The sequence below is a fragment of the Bradyrhizobium sp. CCBAU 53338 genome (assembly GCF_015291665.1).
Classification (GTDB): Bacteria; Pseudomonadota; Alphaproteobacteria; order Rhizobiales; family Xanthobacteraceae; genus Bradyrhizobium.
This window is the reverse complement of sequence record NZ_CP030048.1, coordinates 434850-449421: the sequence shown is the minus strand read 5'-3', so window position 1 is coordinate 449421 and position 14572 is coordinate 434850. Positions and strand designations below refer to the sequence as shown.

The 14572-nt window shown below is 63.3% G+C and carries 16 protein-coding genes and 1 tRNA gene; 10 read left to right on the top strand and 7 right to left on the bottom strand.

Annotated features, from left to right (window positions below; genetic code table 11):
* Positions 1 to 90 precede the first annotated feature (90 nt).
* A complete protein-coding gene (locus tag XH90_RS02185; RefSeq protein WP_194479002.1) occupies positions 91 to 951 on the bottom strand; it encodes a DMT family transporter in 861 nt (286 codons plus the stop codon).
* 109 nt (positions 952 to 1060) lie between these two features.
* Here XH90_RS02185 and XH90_RS02180 point away from each other — a divergent pair, with 109 nt between their 5' ends.
* Positions 1061 to 2482 (top strand): PLP-dependent aminotransferase family protein, encoded by a 1422-nt coding sequence (locus XH90_RS02180; RefSeq protein ID WP_194479001.1) that lies wholly within the window; start codon positions 1061 to 1063, stop codon positions 2480 to 2482.
* Here the strand turns inward: XH90_RS02180 and XH90_RS02175 are convergent.
* From XH90_RS02175 to XH90_RS02165, 3 genes are all read right to left on the bottom strand, one after another.
* The gene (locus XH90_RS02175) at positions 2479 to 3075 is read right to left on the bottom strand and encodes a GDYXXLXY domain-containing protein (protein ID WP_194479000.1); all 597 of its coding nucleotides are present in this window, start codon (positions 3073 to 3075) and stop codon (positions 2479 to 2481) included. The two genes, XH90_RS02180 and XH90_RS02175, sit on opposite strands and share 4 nt — an antisense overlap.
* Entirely contained in the window at positions 3072 to 4343 is a 1272-nt protein-coding gene (locus XH90_RS02170) for a DUF2157 domain-containing protein (protein WP_194482555.1), read from the bottom strand. The genes XH90_RS02175 and XH90_RS02170 overlap by 4 nt, the downstream gene beginning before the upstream one ends.
* A 344-nt stretch (positions 4344 to 4687) precedes the next feature.
* Entirely contained in the window at positions 4688 to 5827 is a 1140-nt protein-coding gene (locus XH90_RS02165; RefSeq protein ID WP_194478999.1) for an FAD-dependent oxidoreductase, read from the bottom strand.
* Between the two features lie 41 nt (positions 5828 to 5868).
* Between XH90_RS02165 and XH90_RS02160 the strand changes: the two genes are divergently transcribed.
* The 5 genes from XH90_RS02160 to XH90_RS02140 all read left to right on the top strand — a co-directional run bounded on the left by XH90_RS02160 (position 5869) and on the right by XH90_RS02140 (position 8812).
* Positions 5869 to 6090: a hypothetical protein gene (locus XH90_RS02160; RefSeq protein ID WP_194478998.1), complete on the top strand. Its 222-nt coding sequence runs from the start codon at positions 5869 to 5871 to the stop codon at positions 6088 to 6090.
* 45 nt (positions 6091 to 6135) lie between these two features.
* Positions 6136 to 6522 carry a hypothetical protein gene (locus tag XH90_RS02155; protein ID WP_194478997.1) on the top strand — a complete coding sequence of 129 codons (387 nt, stop codon included), beginning with the start codon at positions 6136 to 6138 and terminating at the stop codon, positions 6520 to 6522.
* A 10-nt stretch (positions 6523 to 6532) separates the two neighbouring features.
* Entirely contained in the window at positions 6533 to 7297 is a 765-nt protein-coding gene (locus XH90_RS02150) for a deaminase (RefSeq protein WP_194478996.1), read from the top strand.
* 329 nt (positions 7298 to 7626) lie between these two features.
* Positions 7627 to 8049 (top strand): Panacea domain-containing protein, encoded by a 423-nt coding sequence (locus XH90_RS02145; protein ID WP_194478995.1) that lies wholly within the window; start codon positions 7627 to 7629, stop codon positions 8047 to 8049.
* Positions 8050 to 8062: 13 nt separating this feature from the next.
* Positions 8063 to 8812 carry a hypothetical protein gene (locus tag XH90_RS02140; RefSeq protein WP_194478994.1) on the top strand — a complete coding sequence of 250 codons (750 nt, stop codon included), beginning with the start codon at positions 8063 to 8065 and terminating at the stop codon, positions 8810 to 8812.
* 75 nt (positions 8813 to 8887) lie between these two features.
* On the opposite strand, the gene XH90_RS02135 is transcribed toward XH90_RS02140, so the two are convergent.
* Positions 8888 to 8977: transfer RNA gene (locus tag XH90_RS02135), tRNA-Ser, on the bottom strand.
* Between the two features lie 306 nt (positions 8978 to 9283).
* On the opposite strand from XH90_RS02135, the gene XH90_RS02130 reads away from it, so the two are divergent.
* Positions 9284 to 10147 (top strand): alpha/beta fold hydrolase, encoded by an 864-nt coding sequence (locus XH90_RS02130; protein ID WP_194478993.1) that lies wholly within the window; start codon positions 9284 to 9286, stop codon positions 10145 to 10147.
* Positions 10148 to 10559: 412 nt separating this feature from the next.
* Here XH90_RS02130 and XH90_RS02125 read toward each other — a convergent pair whose 3' ends face one another.
* The gene (locus XH90_RS02125; protein WP_194478992.1) at positions 10560 to 11711 is read right to left on the bottom strand and encodes an ROK family protein; all 1152 of its coding nucleotides are present in this window, start codon (positions 11709 to 11711) and stop codon (positions 10560 to 10562) included.
* A gap of 333 nt (positions 11712 to 12044) precedes the next feature.
* Here XH90_RS02125 and rplU point away from each other — a divergent pair, with 333 nt between their 5' ends.
* The 3 genes from rplU to XH90_RS02110 all read left to right on the top strand — a co-directional run bounded on the left by rplU (position 12045) and on the right by XH90_RS02110 (position 13554).
* Positions 12045 to 12431: a 50S ribosomal protein L21 gene (gene rplU, locus XH90_RS02120; protein WP_194478991.1), complete on the top strand. Its 387-nt coding sequence runs from the start codon at positions 12045 to 12047 to the stop codon at positions 12429 to 12431.
* A 102-nt stretch (positions 12432 to 12533) separates the two neighbouring features.
* Positions 12534 to 12803, top strand: a complete 270-nt coding sequence (rpmA, locus tag XH90_RS02115; protein ID WP_092234086.1) for a 50S ribosomal protein L27 — start codon at positions 12534 to 12536, stop codon at positions 12801 to 12803.
* A 157-nt stretch (positions 12804 to 12960) separates the two neighbouring features.
* Complete coding sequence (locus XH90_RS02110; protein WP_194478990.1) at positions 12961 to 13554, top strand: GNAT family N-acetyltransferase; 594 nt, start codon at positions 12961 to 12963, stop codon at positions 13552 to 13554.
* Between the two features lie 3 nt (positions 13555 to 13557).
* Here the strand turns inward: XH90_RS02110 and XH90_RS02105 are convergent, their stop codons facing one another.
* On the bottom strand, positions 13558 to 14472 hold the full coding sequence (locus tag XH90_RS02105) for a DMT family transporter (protein ID WP_194478989.1): 915 nt from the start codon (positions 14470 to 14472) through the stop codon (positions 13558 to 13560).
* Positions 14473 to 14572: the final 100 nt, after the last annotated feature.

Genomic DNA, 14572 nt, shown 5'->3' with positions numbered 1-14572 from the left:
TCAATGAGGCACTGCGCGCCGGGGCCCGCGTTGATCCAGATCAACATTGGTGGCCGCATGGGCCAGGTCAGGAATTGCGCTGTATCGAGCTCACGCATACCGCCGCGCGAAGAAGACGCAGGCGACGACGAGCGCGGTCGCGGCAATCATGCTCCATGCAACAGGCTCGTGCAGCAGGAAGCCGGCCAGCGCGAGGCCGAAGAACGGCTGGAGCTGCTGCAGCTGGCCGACGCGCGCGATGCCGCCGGTCGCAAGGCCGCGGTACCAGAAGATGAAACCGACGAACATGCTGAAAACAGAGACATAGGCCAGCCCCATCCAGGCCGGTGCACCGACGCCACTCCATGTCGACGGCAAGGTGAGAAGCGCGACCGGCAGCATCAACGGCAGCGCCAGCAGCAGCGCCCAGGAGATCACCTGCCAGCCGCCGATCCGGCGCGACAATGCGGCGCCCTCGGCATAGCCGAGCCCGCACAGCACGATCGCGGCGACCATCAGGAGATCGCCGGTCACTGACGCGGAGCCGTCATTGGACAAGGCAAAGCCCGCGACCGTGGCACTGCCGAGCACCGCGAACAGCCAGAACAGCGGTCGCGGTCGCTCGCCGCCGCGCAGCACGGCGAAGATCGCGGTCGACAGTGGCAGCAGGCCGATGAAGACGATCGAATGCGCTGACGTGATGTGCTGGAGCGCGAGCGCGGTCAGCAGGGGAAAGCCGACCACGACGCCGATGGAGACGATGGCGAGCGAGACAAGATCTTTCCGCTCCGGCCAGGCCTGGCGCAGCAGTCCGAGTACGGCTGCGCCGATCAGCGCCGCGATGATCGCGCGCGCAGAGGTGAGGAACAGCGCGGAGAAGCCGCCGACCGCCACCCGCGTCGCCGGCAGCGAGCCACTGAAGATGATGACGCCGAGGAGCCCGTTGCCCCAGCCGCTGCCAGCAGATTGCATGTCCGTCCCATTTTTTCCGGGTTGCCACCCTCGGCCGATGGCGGTGGCATGACCAGTCACAATTCAGTACACTCCAGCAAAACTGTATGGGTGTGGAAGGGAATACACCTTGGACATCGAAGCGCAGATGAAGGGTCGCGGCGGCACGCGGACCATCGACGTGATGGGCGCGATCCGCGCCAAGGTCGCCGGCCGCGCGCTCGGCCCCGGCGACCGCCTGCCATCGATCCGCAGCCTCGCCGCCGCGATGGGCGTTTCGCCGTCGACGGTCGTCGAAGCCTATGATCGCCTCGCCGCCGAAGGCCTGATCCGCGCCCGCCGCGGCTCCGGCTTCTATGTGTCGCCGACGGTCGCACCGCCGCTTGCATTGAGCGAGGTCGAGCCGCGCCGCGACCGGGCGGTCGATCCGTTCTGGGTCTCCCGGCAATCGCTCGATGCGGATGATGCCGTGCCGAAACCCGGCTGCGGCTGGCTGCCGCCCGTGTGGATGCCGGAGGCGGCCTTGCGCCGCGCCGCCCGCGCGCTTGGCCGCAGCGAAGCCAGCGTGCTCACCAATTACGGAAGCACGAGTGGCGCTCCGGTCCTGCGAAGGCTGCTGCTCACGCGCCTTGCCGAAGACGGGATCGAGGCCGCGATGGGACAATTGATGCTGACGGGGTCGGGCACGCAGGCGACCGACCTGATCTGCCGTTTCCTGCTGCGTCCCGGCGACACGGTGCTGGTCGACGATCCCTGCTACTTCAATTTTCGGGCGCTGCTGCGCGCGCATCAGGCGAAGATCGTCAGCGTGCCCTACACGCCGTCAGGCCCGGACGTTGCTCGCTTCGAGCAGATTCTCGGCAGCGAACGGCCACGGCTCTACATCACGAACTCGGCGCTGCACAACCCGACCGGCGCGACGCTCTCGCTCCAGACCGCGCACAGGCTTTTGACCGCGGCGGCCGCGCACGACCTCACCGTCATCGAGGACGATATCTTTGGCGACTTCGAGCCGGAGCGCTCGCCGCGCCTGGCTGCGCTCGATGGCTTGAACCGCGTGATCCGGATCGGCAGCTTCTCCAAGACGCTGTCGGCCTCGGTGCGTTGCGGCTACATCGCCGCGCGCGCCGACTGGATCGAGCATCTGGTCGACCTGCAGGTCGCAACCAGCTTCGGCGGCCCGAGCCCGGTCGCGACCGAGATCATCGCCAAGGTGCTGGCCGGCGGCAGCTACCGCAAGCACATGGAGGAGCTCCGCCAAAAGCTCACGCGGACACGGCGCGACATCGCGCGAAAACTCGGGGCGCTCGGCATCGAGCCCTGGCTGATGCCGCGCGGCGGCTTCTTCCTGTGGTGCCGTCTCGCCGGCGGGCAGGATGCGACGGCCGTGGCGCGCGCCGCGCTCGAAGAGAATGTGGTGCTGGCACCGGGCAACGTGTTCAGCGTGGCGCAGACCGCGCCGAATTTCATGCGGTTCAACGTCGCGCACATGAGCGATCCGGGAATGTGGGACGTGCTGCGGCGGGCGTTGAAGGCACAGCCGAACCGCTAGTACCACGGCTCCTCATACACAGGCTCGCCCTCGAGCAGCAGGCGCTTGATCGCGGCACGGCCCGAGGGGAGCACGGCGGCGACGACGCGCAGCTGCTGCTGGTTGCGGGCCTGCTCGAGCTTCCTGCCCTCGCCTTCCGGCACGAAATAATTTTCCAGGCCGTATCTGATCGTCAGCCTGTCGCAGAAGGTGCGGCCGGTCGAGCCACAGGAATAGGTGACGCGGCCTCGGATCAGCACGTCAGGCGCGGTGACCGCAACGGGCGCGGCGTGCACGGAAACGGCCTGATAGAGGCCGTTGGCATCGGGCGCGAGCTTGACGAACACGATCGGGTTACGCTCGGCGGACGGCTGGCCGGCGAGCGCGCCTGCCGGCAGTTGCGTGATATCGTAGCCGAGCGTGACATAGTCGCCGCGCAGGAGATCGCGCGGATCGACCGGCCGCGTCTGCAAGGTCACCTCGGTTCCCCCGCGCAGGATCTGCATGCGGTCGGCAACCATCAGGACCAGCAGCGCGCATTGCAGCAGGATGGCGGCGCCGAACAGCACGGCCTTCGGGATGCGTCCCCCAAAATTGGCGATGGACTCGATCATCGTTCAGCCCTCGGCAGCAAGCGGTTGAGCGCCGACGCAAACACGACGGCGATGATGCCTGATACTGCCAGGAAGGCCGAGCGGCGCAGCAGCGAGCCTTTCACCGCCCAGGTGATCGCCGCGATGACGCCGGCGATGCCGAGCCAGCCGGCGACGATGCGCGGACGCACGTCGTCGAGCACGCCGGAGACGACCAGGCACAGCATGGCGCAGAGCAGCGCGGCATAGGCGAACCAGGGCTCGCCGGCCGCAGACGCCGGCCAGATCGGCGCGGCGATCAGCACGAGGCCGATCGCGCACGCGGCGAGGATTTCACCGGCGCGCCGCGTGAGGCCGGCGGAGGCGAGCGCGAGAATCACGCCCGCGACGCCGCACGCGACCGCCCACGGCGGCTGGGCCGTCACCGTTGCAGTCCGAAGACGGAACAGATCGTCGACCGTCGTCACCTCCAGGAAGGCGACGACCGCCAGCGAGAAGGCGCCGTAGATCGACAGCACGGATCCGAGCCGCTGCGCCCGCGGCGACGGCGCGGCTGATATCGCGAGCCCGCCGCCGAACAGCAGCGCTGCTCCGTTCGCCAGCACGAAGGACGGCTGGGCGCCATCGAAGTCGAAGCGAAGCGAGGTCGCGACCCACCACGGAATCACCGCGACCGCGACGAGATGGGCGGCGACGCGGGAGTCCCACGCGAAGGCGATCGCGGCGGCGATGAGCCAGGCCACGATGAACTGGAGATGCAGGCTGTCCGGCGCGTCATAGACGCGCATGCAGGTCCAGATGCAGGCCGCCGCGAGCCCGACCGCCAGCGCGCCGCGCGAGCCGGTCAGCAATGCGGCGGCGAACGCGCCGACCGACCACAGCAGCATGCCGCCGGCAAAATCGTCGCCGAGATGATACATCTGGCCGACCAGCGCGATGCCGGCGCCGAAGACGATGGCACCGATGCTGGCACAGAGATCGGCAAGAATGTTGCGGCCCGTCGCCGCGAACCACGCCCCGAGCCCGCCGGCGACGATCATGCCGGCAAGCAGGATCGCGAAGCGCAGCAGCCGCGCAATCTCGGTCCAGTGCGCCGCGACGAAGGCAAGGAAGGCCGCCGCGATCAGGAGGCCGCCGACGATGGCGACGACCACGGCAATGTTGATGCCCGGCGACAGCGGCGGCAGCGCATTGCGAATGGAGCCAGCCGCCGCCGGCGCGATCACGCCATCGGCCTCCCATTGCGCGAGGTCAGCCTCGAGGCGCTGCCTGTAGGTCTTGTCGAACATCGTCGTGGACACCTGGCTCCCTGCCGGACGCGGGATGTTGGTCGGACTGCGGCGGTGACAGGTTCAACCTTGTCACCGCTTCACGCGGGGTCCCCAGCGCCCGGACAACCATAAACGCGAAAACAACCCCATGCACAGTAGCCGGCCCACGCCAGAACAAGGACTTGCACGGGAGTATCTGCTGATTACCCGAAATGACGTTGACCCGTCGGGCAAAACAGGTGCATGATGGCATCATGGCAGGAGGTTCGCCAGGCAGGGTTCCGGCCCGGGTCTCCAGGAGGCGTTTGCCGCCGGACGGTTGCGCGTTTTCGTGCAGGGTCACCGCAACATCCAGCATCCGCTCAGGCGAACTGAGAATATCGGGACAGTTGAAAGAAGGGTTCTGCCTGGTAGGACGGATCGGTGGCGAGGCGGGCAAGCCTTTGCCCGATGGCGGGCGCGAACTTCGCACCATGGCCTGAACACGCGGAGCAGACGATCAGGCGGGACTCCGGCCAGCGATCGATGATGAATTCCTCGCCCGCGTCTCGCCTGATGTCGGCGGGCGCGGTGTTGGTGTAGAGGCAGACGTCTCGATCGACGATGGGCCCTGCCGCATCAGGGACGAGGGCGGCCAACGCTTCGCCGATGGGGCGGAGCTCGGCATCGGTGGCGGGCGGACCCCAATCGTCGGGGCCAACGACAGGCCCGTGGTTGTGAGGCGCAGCCTTGACGCCGCGCTGTTCGAAATCCGGAAAGCCGTAGACGATGTCATCAGGACCGCGGTCCAGAATGAAGATCGGGAAACGACCTGAAACCACAGTGTCGGGGCCAGCAGGCTTGAACCAGCCGACCGCCTGTCGGGTGACGTTGAGCAGCGCGGTGAGTTGCGGGAGTGCGCGACCGAGCCATGGGCCCAGCGCCAGGATAGCGCGCTCGGCGAAGAACTCTTCGCTAGCCGTGCGGATCGACACGCCGTCGTGGTGCGGCGTGAAGCTCGCGCGTTCCGGAATCACGCGGTCGCGTGCGCGTGCGCGCATCAGCTTCATGACTGTAGCGGAGTGCAGGATCGCGGCACCGTCCTGGACGACGACGTCCCAGTCGTCGGGCAGGTTGAAAGCCGGAAATTCCTTGTTCGCGACAGCAGCGGTCAGCTTCGGATCCGGACGCCCTTTCGCGATCGCGGCCGCGCGCGAGGACGCCACCATGGCGGAGCCGGGGCGGCCGGCCTCCAGAATAGGGGTTTCCGTCAGAACCGTTTGACCGCTTTCGGCCTGCAGCCGGATCCAGCCGGCATGAGCCTCGTCGCTCAGGCTGGTGTAGTTGGGGTTTTCGAAATTGAAGCGACGGAAAATTCGACATGACCCATGCGACGAGCCTCGATCCGAACCTGCTGCGACAGGATCGAAGCCGAGCGCATCGACGCCGGCATCCAGCAATGCGCCCAGCGCTGCTCCACCCATGAGCCCCAGACCCAGCACGGCGACTTCGCATTTTCGCATGAAGGCCTCGCGAGCGATGCTACGACGCGCCGATCATCCTGATGATTTCGCGGGTTTGCAAGGTCTACGGGAGGGCGATTGCGGCCGGCATCGGCAGCGCCGTATCAGATCAATGGGACCGCATCAGCGTCATCAGGTACGTCCCTGTCATCGACGGCCTGCTCGCGGCGACGGCGTTGACGCATGATCTGACGCTGGTGACGCGCCTCATCCTAATTGCGGTGAAGCTCCGTACTTTCGCGTGGGTTGCGCCTCACCGGTAGACCGGTGTATTTGCGGACACTCGCAACCATTTGATAGGGGGGACAATGGTTGACCCGGTACCTTTGAGGCCGCGCATCGTTGAAGAGCAACAAAAGCTCGCAACCGAAATATCTGATCGGCTTTCGCAAGAACTTGTCATCGCTTTGGTCGGCCCTGTTGGCTCAGGCGTCTCCACTTCGGGGCGGCTGCTCTCGGAGATTTTGGCCCAGCAATTCAAATACGATGTCGCGCCCATCATCGGAATGAGTGATATCATTCGAACCGAGGCTCGCCGCGTCGGCGTAATCACGCCTCCACAAAATCCGCTCAACAATTACATCGATGTGATGCAAGCGGCTGGAAATAAGCTGCGCGAGCGGTTCGGCAACAATTACTTAGCTGAGAAGGCGGTTGAACGGATCGCGAAGTTTCGCGAGTCGCGCGGCGGATAGCTCTGCGTGCATGTCGCGGCAAGTGGGCGCCGCAATCATATCAGCCAAGGGAGAACTCATCTCTGTGGGCTGGAATGACGTGCCGAAGTTTAAGGGCGGTCTTTATGTGGAGGATGATCAGAGCATCTGGGATGAGGCAAAGAGGGCCATTGATGACAAGGATCACCGCTGCTTCAAATGGGGAAGCAAGATTTGTCACAATGAAGTCCGTCGGACCAAGATTGGCGACCGGATTGCGAAGCTAATTCGAGAATCCGGACTGTTAAAAGCGGGAACCAAACTCGAAGACGTTCGCAAAATTTTGGATGGCACTGAAGTTGACGATCTAACCGAGTTTTCGCGATCAATCCACGCCGAGATGGAGTCCATCCTAGCTGTAGCGCGCGAGGGGCGGCATTCACTCGTCGGCGCGACAATGTTCACGACCACGTATCCCTGTCACAACTGCGCGCGGCACATTGTGGCAGCAGGGATTTCGAAGGTCATTTATATCGAGCCATACCGCAAGAGCTTGGCAATCGCCTTGCATAACGACGCCATTACCGAAGACCCGGAAGATAGGTCGAAGGTTGTGTTTCAACAGTACGACGGCATAAGCCCCCACTTGTACTTACGGCTATTCAGACCTAGCACGCCGCGGAAGCAGGATGGCCACTTTGCCCGGCAGCCCGCAGAGGTTGCATTGCCGGTATTCCGGGTCCCGTTGGACTCGCCTGTTGAATACGAGGCGAAGATCATTGCGGACCTGTCGGCGAAGGAAGATACTAATGATTAGCGAATCAGGCGCAGAGTTCCCAAATGTCTAAGCAAGACGCGCCAAAGAATTCTCCACAGCAATTGTCGCTTGACCTGAATCCGGGCAAAGCCAATGCGCGCGCGAGTTCGACGGTTGAAGTGAGTTGTGTCAGAAACTTCATCGATTCCGGGACGTTGAACATTCGGAAGCAAGCCCTGGAGCGTGTCCGGGCTTCGAAAATTTTTGCAGTCCCCAATTCTCGCCTACGCTGAGCTGGGCGCCAACGCGCCGCGCGGTCGGTCATGCCATATGACGTTCGAGCTGTAGCGAACTACGTCCTTGAGACTGCGGAACGGTTAGATATTACCGTGACCAACATCTCTGTGAACAAGATCGTCTACTTTCTGCATGCTTGGTTCCTCGCAAAAACAGGGCAACCCCTTGTGACCGCGAAGATCGAAGCATGGGACTATGGCCCCGTTTTCCGCGAATTGTATATGCAGTTTAAGCCCTTCGGGGCCGGACGAATTACAGTCCTCGCAACAAGGCGGAATCCCTCAACTGCAAAGGAAGAGGTTTGCCCTGTTGGCATGGAGCGCGAAGACGAAGAATTTTTGCAGCCGCTGCTCCTTCGTTATTTACAGATGACACCAGCTTCGTTGGTGAGACTTTCCCACGAGTCGGGCGGCCCATGGGATCGGGTGTATAATCATTCCGGCGAATCGAATCCCGGAATGCGAATTTCCGACGAGGCGATCCAGCAATACTTTAGGTGTCAAACCAGGCACTAGCTGAGAGGCTTTGATGTCCGTGAAAATCGATCGGCCGCCTTATGTACACAATTGGGTCCGTTTCAATTTCCCGGATGAACTCTCAACAACAAAGGCCGTAGTATCCTTCATCAGGGCGACGCCCCAGATTTCATACGCAGCCGGCCAACCGATCATTAGAGATCGTATCGCGTTGAAGTTGGATCGCGACACCGCCCTGAAGGCCGCGCGCACCAAAGGGCACCCAAAGAGCCGCCCTCATGTCGCTGAGTACGTAAACGCGTTCTACGATTACGATGATGAACGCAACTACTCCGGCCTTCCTTCATACGATCAATACGTGGCGCCATACAGCATCAGCCGTGACGTAAGAATCCCGGTCAAACCTCTCATTGTTATTTCCGAAGGCGGTATGCTGAAGCCGATCTTCATCGTGGGGTGGGCGACGATGTCTCTACTGCGCTTTCAACGCAGGTTACTGATGACCGTCTTAGAAGACGCCGTCTTTTCACTAACCGACTTTCAAGCGTCGGCGGGCGAGTTCATCTCTTTTCCGCGCGCAGCTTCAGACAACCTTCGCCATCCCGAGGTTTGGAAACGAGGGGATTACGATCTTCTCTCGGATGCAGAAATGAGGGAACAAGCTGAATTGTATGTGCGCGCCCTCGCGGCTGCGAAGGAGATCATTGCACGTCGGCACGGAGAAGCGGACCAGCAGCCCGAAGCGCAGCAGGACGCCGCGGAGCCTGATTCAGTCTTCGACCTCTTCAGCGGCACGAAGTAGCCTATAGCTCCGCACGTAGGGATTGGCGGACCCGCAGAGGGCGGCCCCCAACGTCACCAGTCCATTCGTTCATAGTGGCGGAGAGGGAGGGATTCGAACCCCCGATAGGCTTGCACCTATGCCGCATTTCGAGTGCGGTGCATTCAACCACTCTGCCACCTCTCCTGAAGGCGCCATATGAGGAGCAGGGCCCCTGTGGTTGGGGGCGTTCATAAGCGAGGATGGCGGGCCAGACAAGGCGCGAAAGGGGAAAATCCGGTGGTTGTTTTGCCGCTTTTCTCGCCCTGTTGCCAACAATGGGCACCTTTTGCTGGGCTACCCCTCTCCCTAGCCCTCCCCCACATCCGCCTTCGCCCGAAGGCGGGCTTCGGCGGACAAGAGCGGGGAGGGAACGCACCTTTTTTGTGGCGGCGGATGAGACCTAATCTCATCATGATCTAGCCAGAGCACTTTCCAGCTAAAGGAACTGCCATGGAGCACCTCACCATCCGGGCCAATGGCGCCAATTTCCATGTGGTCCGTGCCGGCCGGGGAAAACCGCTGCTTTTGCTGCATGGTTGGCCGGAGATCTGGTTGACCTGGGCGCCGGTGATATCGAGGCTTTCGGACCGTTTCACCCTCATTGCGCCTGATTTGCGCGGCTTTGGCGACAGCGACAAGCCTGACGGGTCTTTCGGGCCTGATGGCCATGCGGCCGACATGCTGGCCGTGATGGACGGGCTCGGCATCGACCGATTCGGCGTGGTCGGGCATGACGTCGGCGGCGCGGTGATGCAGCCGCTGGCCCGGCGGGCGGGCGAACGTGTCGCGGGATTGTTCTTCTTCGATTTCGTCTATCCCGGCATCGGGCCGCGGATGGCGGCCCCTGAAAGGCTCAACCACATCTGGTACCAGTCCTTCCAGCAGATGGAGATGGCCCCTCGGCTGGTGGGGGCAAGCCGCGAGAGCTGCCGGCTCTATATTGCGCACTTCCTGAAAGGCTGGGCGCATCGCAAGGACGCGTTCGACGACGTGCTCGACCTCTTCGGCGACACTTACTTCAGGGACGGCAATCTCGCCGGCGGCTTTGCGCATTACCGGGCGTCGCATGCCGGGCGCATTGCGATGATGAAGGGCGAAGCGCCGGTGCTACCGCCGATCCAGGTGCCGACCTGCGTGCGCTGGGCCGAGCACGATCCGCTGTTTCCCTATGAATGGACCGACCGGCTGGGAGAAACGTTCAGCAAGCTCGATCTGGCGATGTTTCCCGGTGTCGGGCACTTCCCGCATCGCGAGGATCCGGATCGCGCGGCGGAGGAGATCGCCGGGTTCTTTGAGCGCATCGGGTGGAGTTGAGGCGCGGGGACGAAATCACATCGCGTTCGTCCGAGAACTACGCTCTTTCCGTTCCCTCCCCCCTTGTGGGGGAGGGGCAGGGAGGGGGGTGCCACACGGGGATTCTTTCGATCGCGCATCCCGCCACGCAATCAATCACCAACACCTTTTTCTGGGCCACCCCTCTCCCTAACCCTCCCCCACAAGGGGGGAGGGAACGCACCGCGATCGCGGGGCGCGCATCTCATCCCATCATGCTCTGAAAAAACAGGGTGGGACCGCCAGACGCGGTAAACACTGGCGGTCCCGTGCCGCTCATCGAAATGCCGGCCAGGAAGGGCGGCTTCGCAGGCCTGCGTGAGACGACGATTCGACCCTAGCGTGCAGGCAGGTTCCCGCAACGCAATCCGGTCCTTAACCTAACCAGTCAAGGTTACTCCTTGTCGTTCCTGCTGTTTTCCCTGGCTTTCTTCTTGCTCGTGTCCTTGCCGTTCTCGGACGAGTCCTTGCCGTTGCCGCCGTCCTTGTGGCGGTTGGTGAAGCGCGCATTGCCGAGGCCCGTGCCGATGGTGAGCACGCCCCAGCGATCGACGTCCTGCATGAACGGCACCTCGGAGAGGCCCTGCACCACGCCGTCATTGTGCATCAGGATCGCGGTGTCGTGCTCGCCGATGACTGGAATGCCCTCGATCAGGCTCGCCGGCAGGTTGAATTTGCTGCTCTCCCAATTGCCGGGCAGATTCTGCGCGCCTTTTTCGATGGAGCCGTCCTCGCTGATGACGCCGGGACAGGCGATGCCGATGAAGGGCGCGAGCTTGAAGCCTTCGCTTTCCGCTTCCGCAATCAGCGCCTTCAGCATCTTGGTGAGCCGCTTCACCGCGCCTTCGCGCGTCGGCTCGTCGTCGGCATGGCGCCACAGCTCTGATTTCACGACCTTGGCCTTCGAGAGGTCCTTTGCCTTCTTCCAGCCCGTCTCGACGAGGCCGCAGCGGATGTTGGTGCCGCCGATATCGACCGCGAGGATGCTGTCATGGGCCTCGAAAATCCACGACGGTGCCAGATGCAGCGTGCCGATCAGGCCGGCTTCATCGGGATGATGCCGGATCGGTACCAGATCGATCTTGAAGTCCTCCGCTTTCAGGATGATCTCGGTGCGCGCGATCGCGAGCTCGCCGAGCCGTGAATCGCGAAAGCCGCCGCCGACCACGATGCGCTCGGTCCTGGCCCAGGCCTTCGTCTTGAGGAAGCGCCGCGTGACGTAGGCGAGCTCCTGGGCAAAGTCCTCGATGGCGCTGTGCACCACGGCCGAGGCCTCGACGTCGTCGCTGACCAGGATTGCATCCAGCGTCTTCTTGCTGATGCTCTCCGACGGCTCCTTGCCGAACGGATCCTCGCCGGTCTTGCGCAGCGGCTTGCGCCAGCGGTCGAGGATCTTCCGGAACGCGCCCTTGCTGGCGCGATCGCCGAGGAAGCCGTCCTCGTCCTTCATCTCGATGTTGAAGCTGTCGACATCCACCGACGGCAGCCGCCCGGCGCCGTGATGGGCGATGCCCGTGGTCGTCTTGACCAGCTCGTCCGTTGCCATGAGAGCCCTTGCCCGCTTGCCTGTTCCGGCGGACTAACGGCGGGGGAACCTGATGGTTGCAGCGCGAGCCGAGATTCCGTGGGGGCGCGAAAACGGCCCAAATCCTTCAAATCCGGCCTCTTTTCGCCGGCTTTTCCTTGACTCTTCGCCCCCGGCGGCTATAAGTCCGCACAACCGGCGCGGGGCGTTTCTCGCGCCGCTTGTTTTTGCGTGGGTTTTCAAAGGGATAACTCCCGCCCGCGCGAAACTCGCAATAAACCCATAGCGACTGATCAAAAAGCCGGCCCGGACGCTTCTCGTCCCGAGGCCGGGATTGAACACGGAGAAAAAACGATGTTCGCAGTCATCAAAACCGGCGGCAAGCAATACCGCGTCGTGCCGGATGATGTTCTCGAAGTTGGCAAGATCGAAGGCGACGTCGGCTCGATCGTGCAGTTGAATGAAGTTCTGGTGGTCGGCGGCGACACGCCGGTGCTGGGCGTTCCGACGGTGGCCGGCGCCTCCGTTGCGGTCGAGGTGCTCGACCACAAGCGCGGCCCGAAGGTCATCGCGTTCAAGAAGCGCCGCCGCAAGAATTCGCGCCGCAAGCGTGGCTACCGCGACGAGATCACGGTCCTGCGCGTCAGCGAGATCCTGACGGACAATGCCAAGCCCACCAAGGGCCCGCGTCCGAAGAAGGAAAAGGTTGCCAAGGAAGCGGCTAAGGAAGCTGCCGAGTAACTGAAACCGATCACGCCAATTCACGAGTTGATGCGTGCGACGTTTTGAAATGATTCCGTCAAGGAATTGACCTAGAACTACGCAGGATTTCGGAGACGAGCCATGGCTCACAAAAAAGCAGGCGGTTCATCGCGCAACGGTCGCGATTCCAAGGGTAAGCGTCTTGGCATCAAGGTGTTCGGCGGGGAGCGCGTGATTCCCGGCAACATCATTGCGCGTCAGCGCGGCACCACCTGGCATCCCGGCCTCAATGTCGGCATGGGCACCGACCATACTCTGTTCGCCAAGATCGAGGGTCGTGTTGAATTCCAGGCCAAAGCCAACGGCCGCACCTTCGTAGCGGTACTCCCGCTCGCAGAGGCTGCTGAATAGACGGTGGATCTTATTTGGAGTCCGCCGGGTCCTTGACCGAACCGGCGGAGTTCCAGAGATCAAGCAGATCGAAGGCTCCAGGGGAGGCGGGGAAACCGGCCTCCCCTTTCGTTTGACCAGTTCACTTTTCACTTAGTGACTTCTAGCGGAGCCGGACATGTTGCAGGACTTTTCGAGCGTGACCTTAGCCGAGGCGAGACCCAGCGTCGTCGCCACCGAGCGGCTGACCTTGCGGCGGCCGACCCTCGCCGACGTCAAGACCATCGCCCGCCTCGCCAACGACCGCCGTGTCGCGGAGAACACCCGCCGGCTCCCGCATCCCTATTCGCAGGACGACGCCGTCGAGTTCGTCCGCGCCACCGCCGCGCTCGGGAGCGAGACCGTGTTCCTGATCGAGCACGACAGCGGGCCGGTCGGCATGGTCGGCATCGACTGCTCCACGCCAGAGAATGCCGAGCTCGGCTATTGGCTGGGCGTCGAGCATTGGGGCCAGGGCTTTGCCACAGAGGCCGCACGCGGCGCCATCGACTTCTTCTTCGAGGAGTTCGAGGACGATCATCTCCATGCCGGCGCGCGCGTCACCAATCCGGCCTCGCGCAACGTGCTGGAGAAGTGCGGCTTCCAGTGGAGCGGCGTGCAGCTGCACCGTTTCCTGGCGCTGGGCTCGTCGACACCGGTCGACTGCTTCCGCCTGTCGCGCGGCGTGTGGTCGTCGCTGAAGAGCTGGAGCAGCGCGCGAAGGATGAGGTAGTGACTACGCCGGCGGGTTCACCTCTCCGCTGGCGCGGCCCAAATCGCGTTCGCGCAGGTAGATGTAGAAGCCGGCGCCGATGATGATCACGGCGCCGACGATGGTGGCGATTTCAGGCACGTCGCCGAACACGACGAAGCCGAAGATCACCGCCCAGACGATCATCGAATATTGATACGGCACCACCACACTCGCGGGCGCGAGCTTGAGCGAGCGGTTGACGCAGAACAGCGCCGTCACCGAGATGCATCCGGCCAGCGCGAAGAACACCAGGCTGCCCGGCGTCGGCGGCACCCAGTGGAAGGCCGAGAGCACGGCGCCCAGCGAGAACGTGCCGATGAACTGCGAGGACGCCATCACGATGTCGGGCGTCTTGCGCAGGCTGCGGGTGATCAGCATCAAGCTTGCGAAGGAAAGGCTGCCGCCGAGTGCGATCAGCGCCGGCAGGCTCACCGTCTGCGCCGACGGCCGCAGCGCGATCAGCACGCCACAGAAGCCGATCAGGATCGCGGTCCAGCGCCGCCAGCCGACCTTCTCGCCCAGAAAGATCGCCGACATCGCGGTGACGAAGATCGGGCCCGCCAGATAGTAGGTGATGACGTCGGCGAGCGGCAGATGGACAGTCGCGAGGAAGAACGCGGCCACCTCCAGCGTCGACAGCACGACGCGGATGAGCTGCAGGCGCGGCCGCTCCAGATGCAGGAACTGGTGACGCTGCTTCCATATCAGCGGCGACAACAGCAGCAGCGCCGCACAGGCACGCAGGAACAGCAGCTGCCCGACCGAATACGTCCCGACCAGAAACTTGCCCATGGCGTCCCCGAACGAGAACATGAAGATCGAGAGCACCATGAGTCCGATGCCGGCCAGCCGCGCCGAGCGGTCATCATAGGCGGAGAGATTCTTGAACAGGGGCATCGAGCGTCGTTTTAATGAAGCAGGCGCGCGCGACAAGCCCGCGCAAGCCGAATTGAACGGATTGTCGCACGCGTCGCGGCGCGGTAGCGATAGGCGTCTC

Coding starts and splice junctions, on each gene's coding strand:
- XH90_RS02185 (WP_194479002.1), bottom strand. CDS start 951: ATGCAATCTGCTGGCAGCGGCTGGGGCAACGGGCTCCTCGGCGTCATC.
- XH90_RS02175 (WP_194479000.1), bottom strand. CDS start 3,075: ATGATCGAGTCCATCGCCAATTTTGGGGGACGCATCCCGAAGGCCGTG.
- XH90_RS02170 (WP_194482555.1), bottom strand. CDS start 4,343: ATGTTCGACAAGACCTACAGGCAGCGCCTCGAGGCTGACCTCGCGCAA.
- XH90_RS02165 (WP_194478999.1), bottom strand. CDS start 5,827: ATGCGAAAATGCGAAGTCGCCGTGCTGGGTCTGGGGCTCATGGGTGGA.
- XH90_RS02160 (WP_194478998.1), top strand. CDS start 5,869: ATGATTTCGCGGGTTTGCAAGGTCTACGGGAGGGCGATTGCGGCCGGC.
- XH90_RS02155 (WP_194478997.1), top strand. CDS start 6,136: ATGGTTGACCCGGTACCTTTGAGGCCGCGCATCGTTGAAGAGCAACAA.
- XH90_RS02150 (WP_194478996.1), top strand. CDS start 6,533: ATGTCGCGGCAAGTGGGCGCCGCAATCATATCAGCCAAGGGAGAACTC.
- XH90_RS02140 (WP_194478994.1), top strand. CDS start 8,063: ATGTCCGTGAAAATCGATCGGCCGCCTTATGTACACAATTGGGTCCGT.
- XH90_RS02130 (WP_194478993.1), top strand. CDS start 9,284: ATGGAGCACCTCACCATCCGGGCCAATGGCGCCAATTTCCATGTGGTC.
- XH90_RS02125 (WP_194478992.1), bottom strand. CDS start 11,711: ATGGCAACGGACGAGCTGGTCAAGACGACCACGGGCATCGCCCATCAC.
- rplU (WP_194478991.1), top strand. CDS start 12,045: ATGTTCGCAGTCATCAAAACCGGCGGCAAGCAATACCGCGTCGTGCCG.
- rpmA (WP_092234086.1), top strand. CDS start 12,534: ATGGCTCACAAAAAAGCAGGCGGTTCATCGCGCAACGGTCGCGATTCC.
- XH90_RS02110 (WP_194478990.1), top strand. CDS start 12,961: ATGTTGCAGGACTTTTCGAGCGTGACCTTAGCCGAGGCGAGACCCAGC.
- XH90_RS02105 (WP_194478989.1), bottom strand. CDS start 14,472: ATGCCCCTGTTCAAGAATCTCTCCGCCTATGATGACCGCTCGGCGCGG.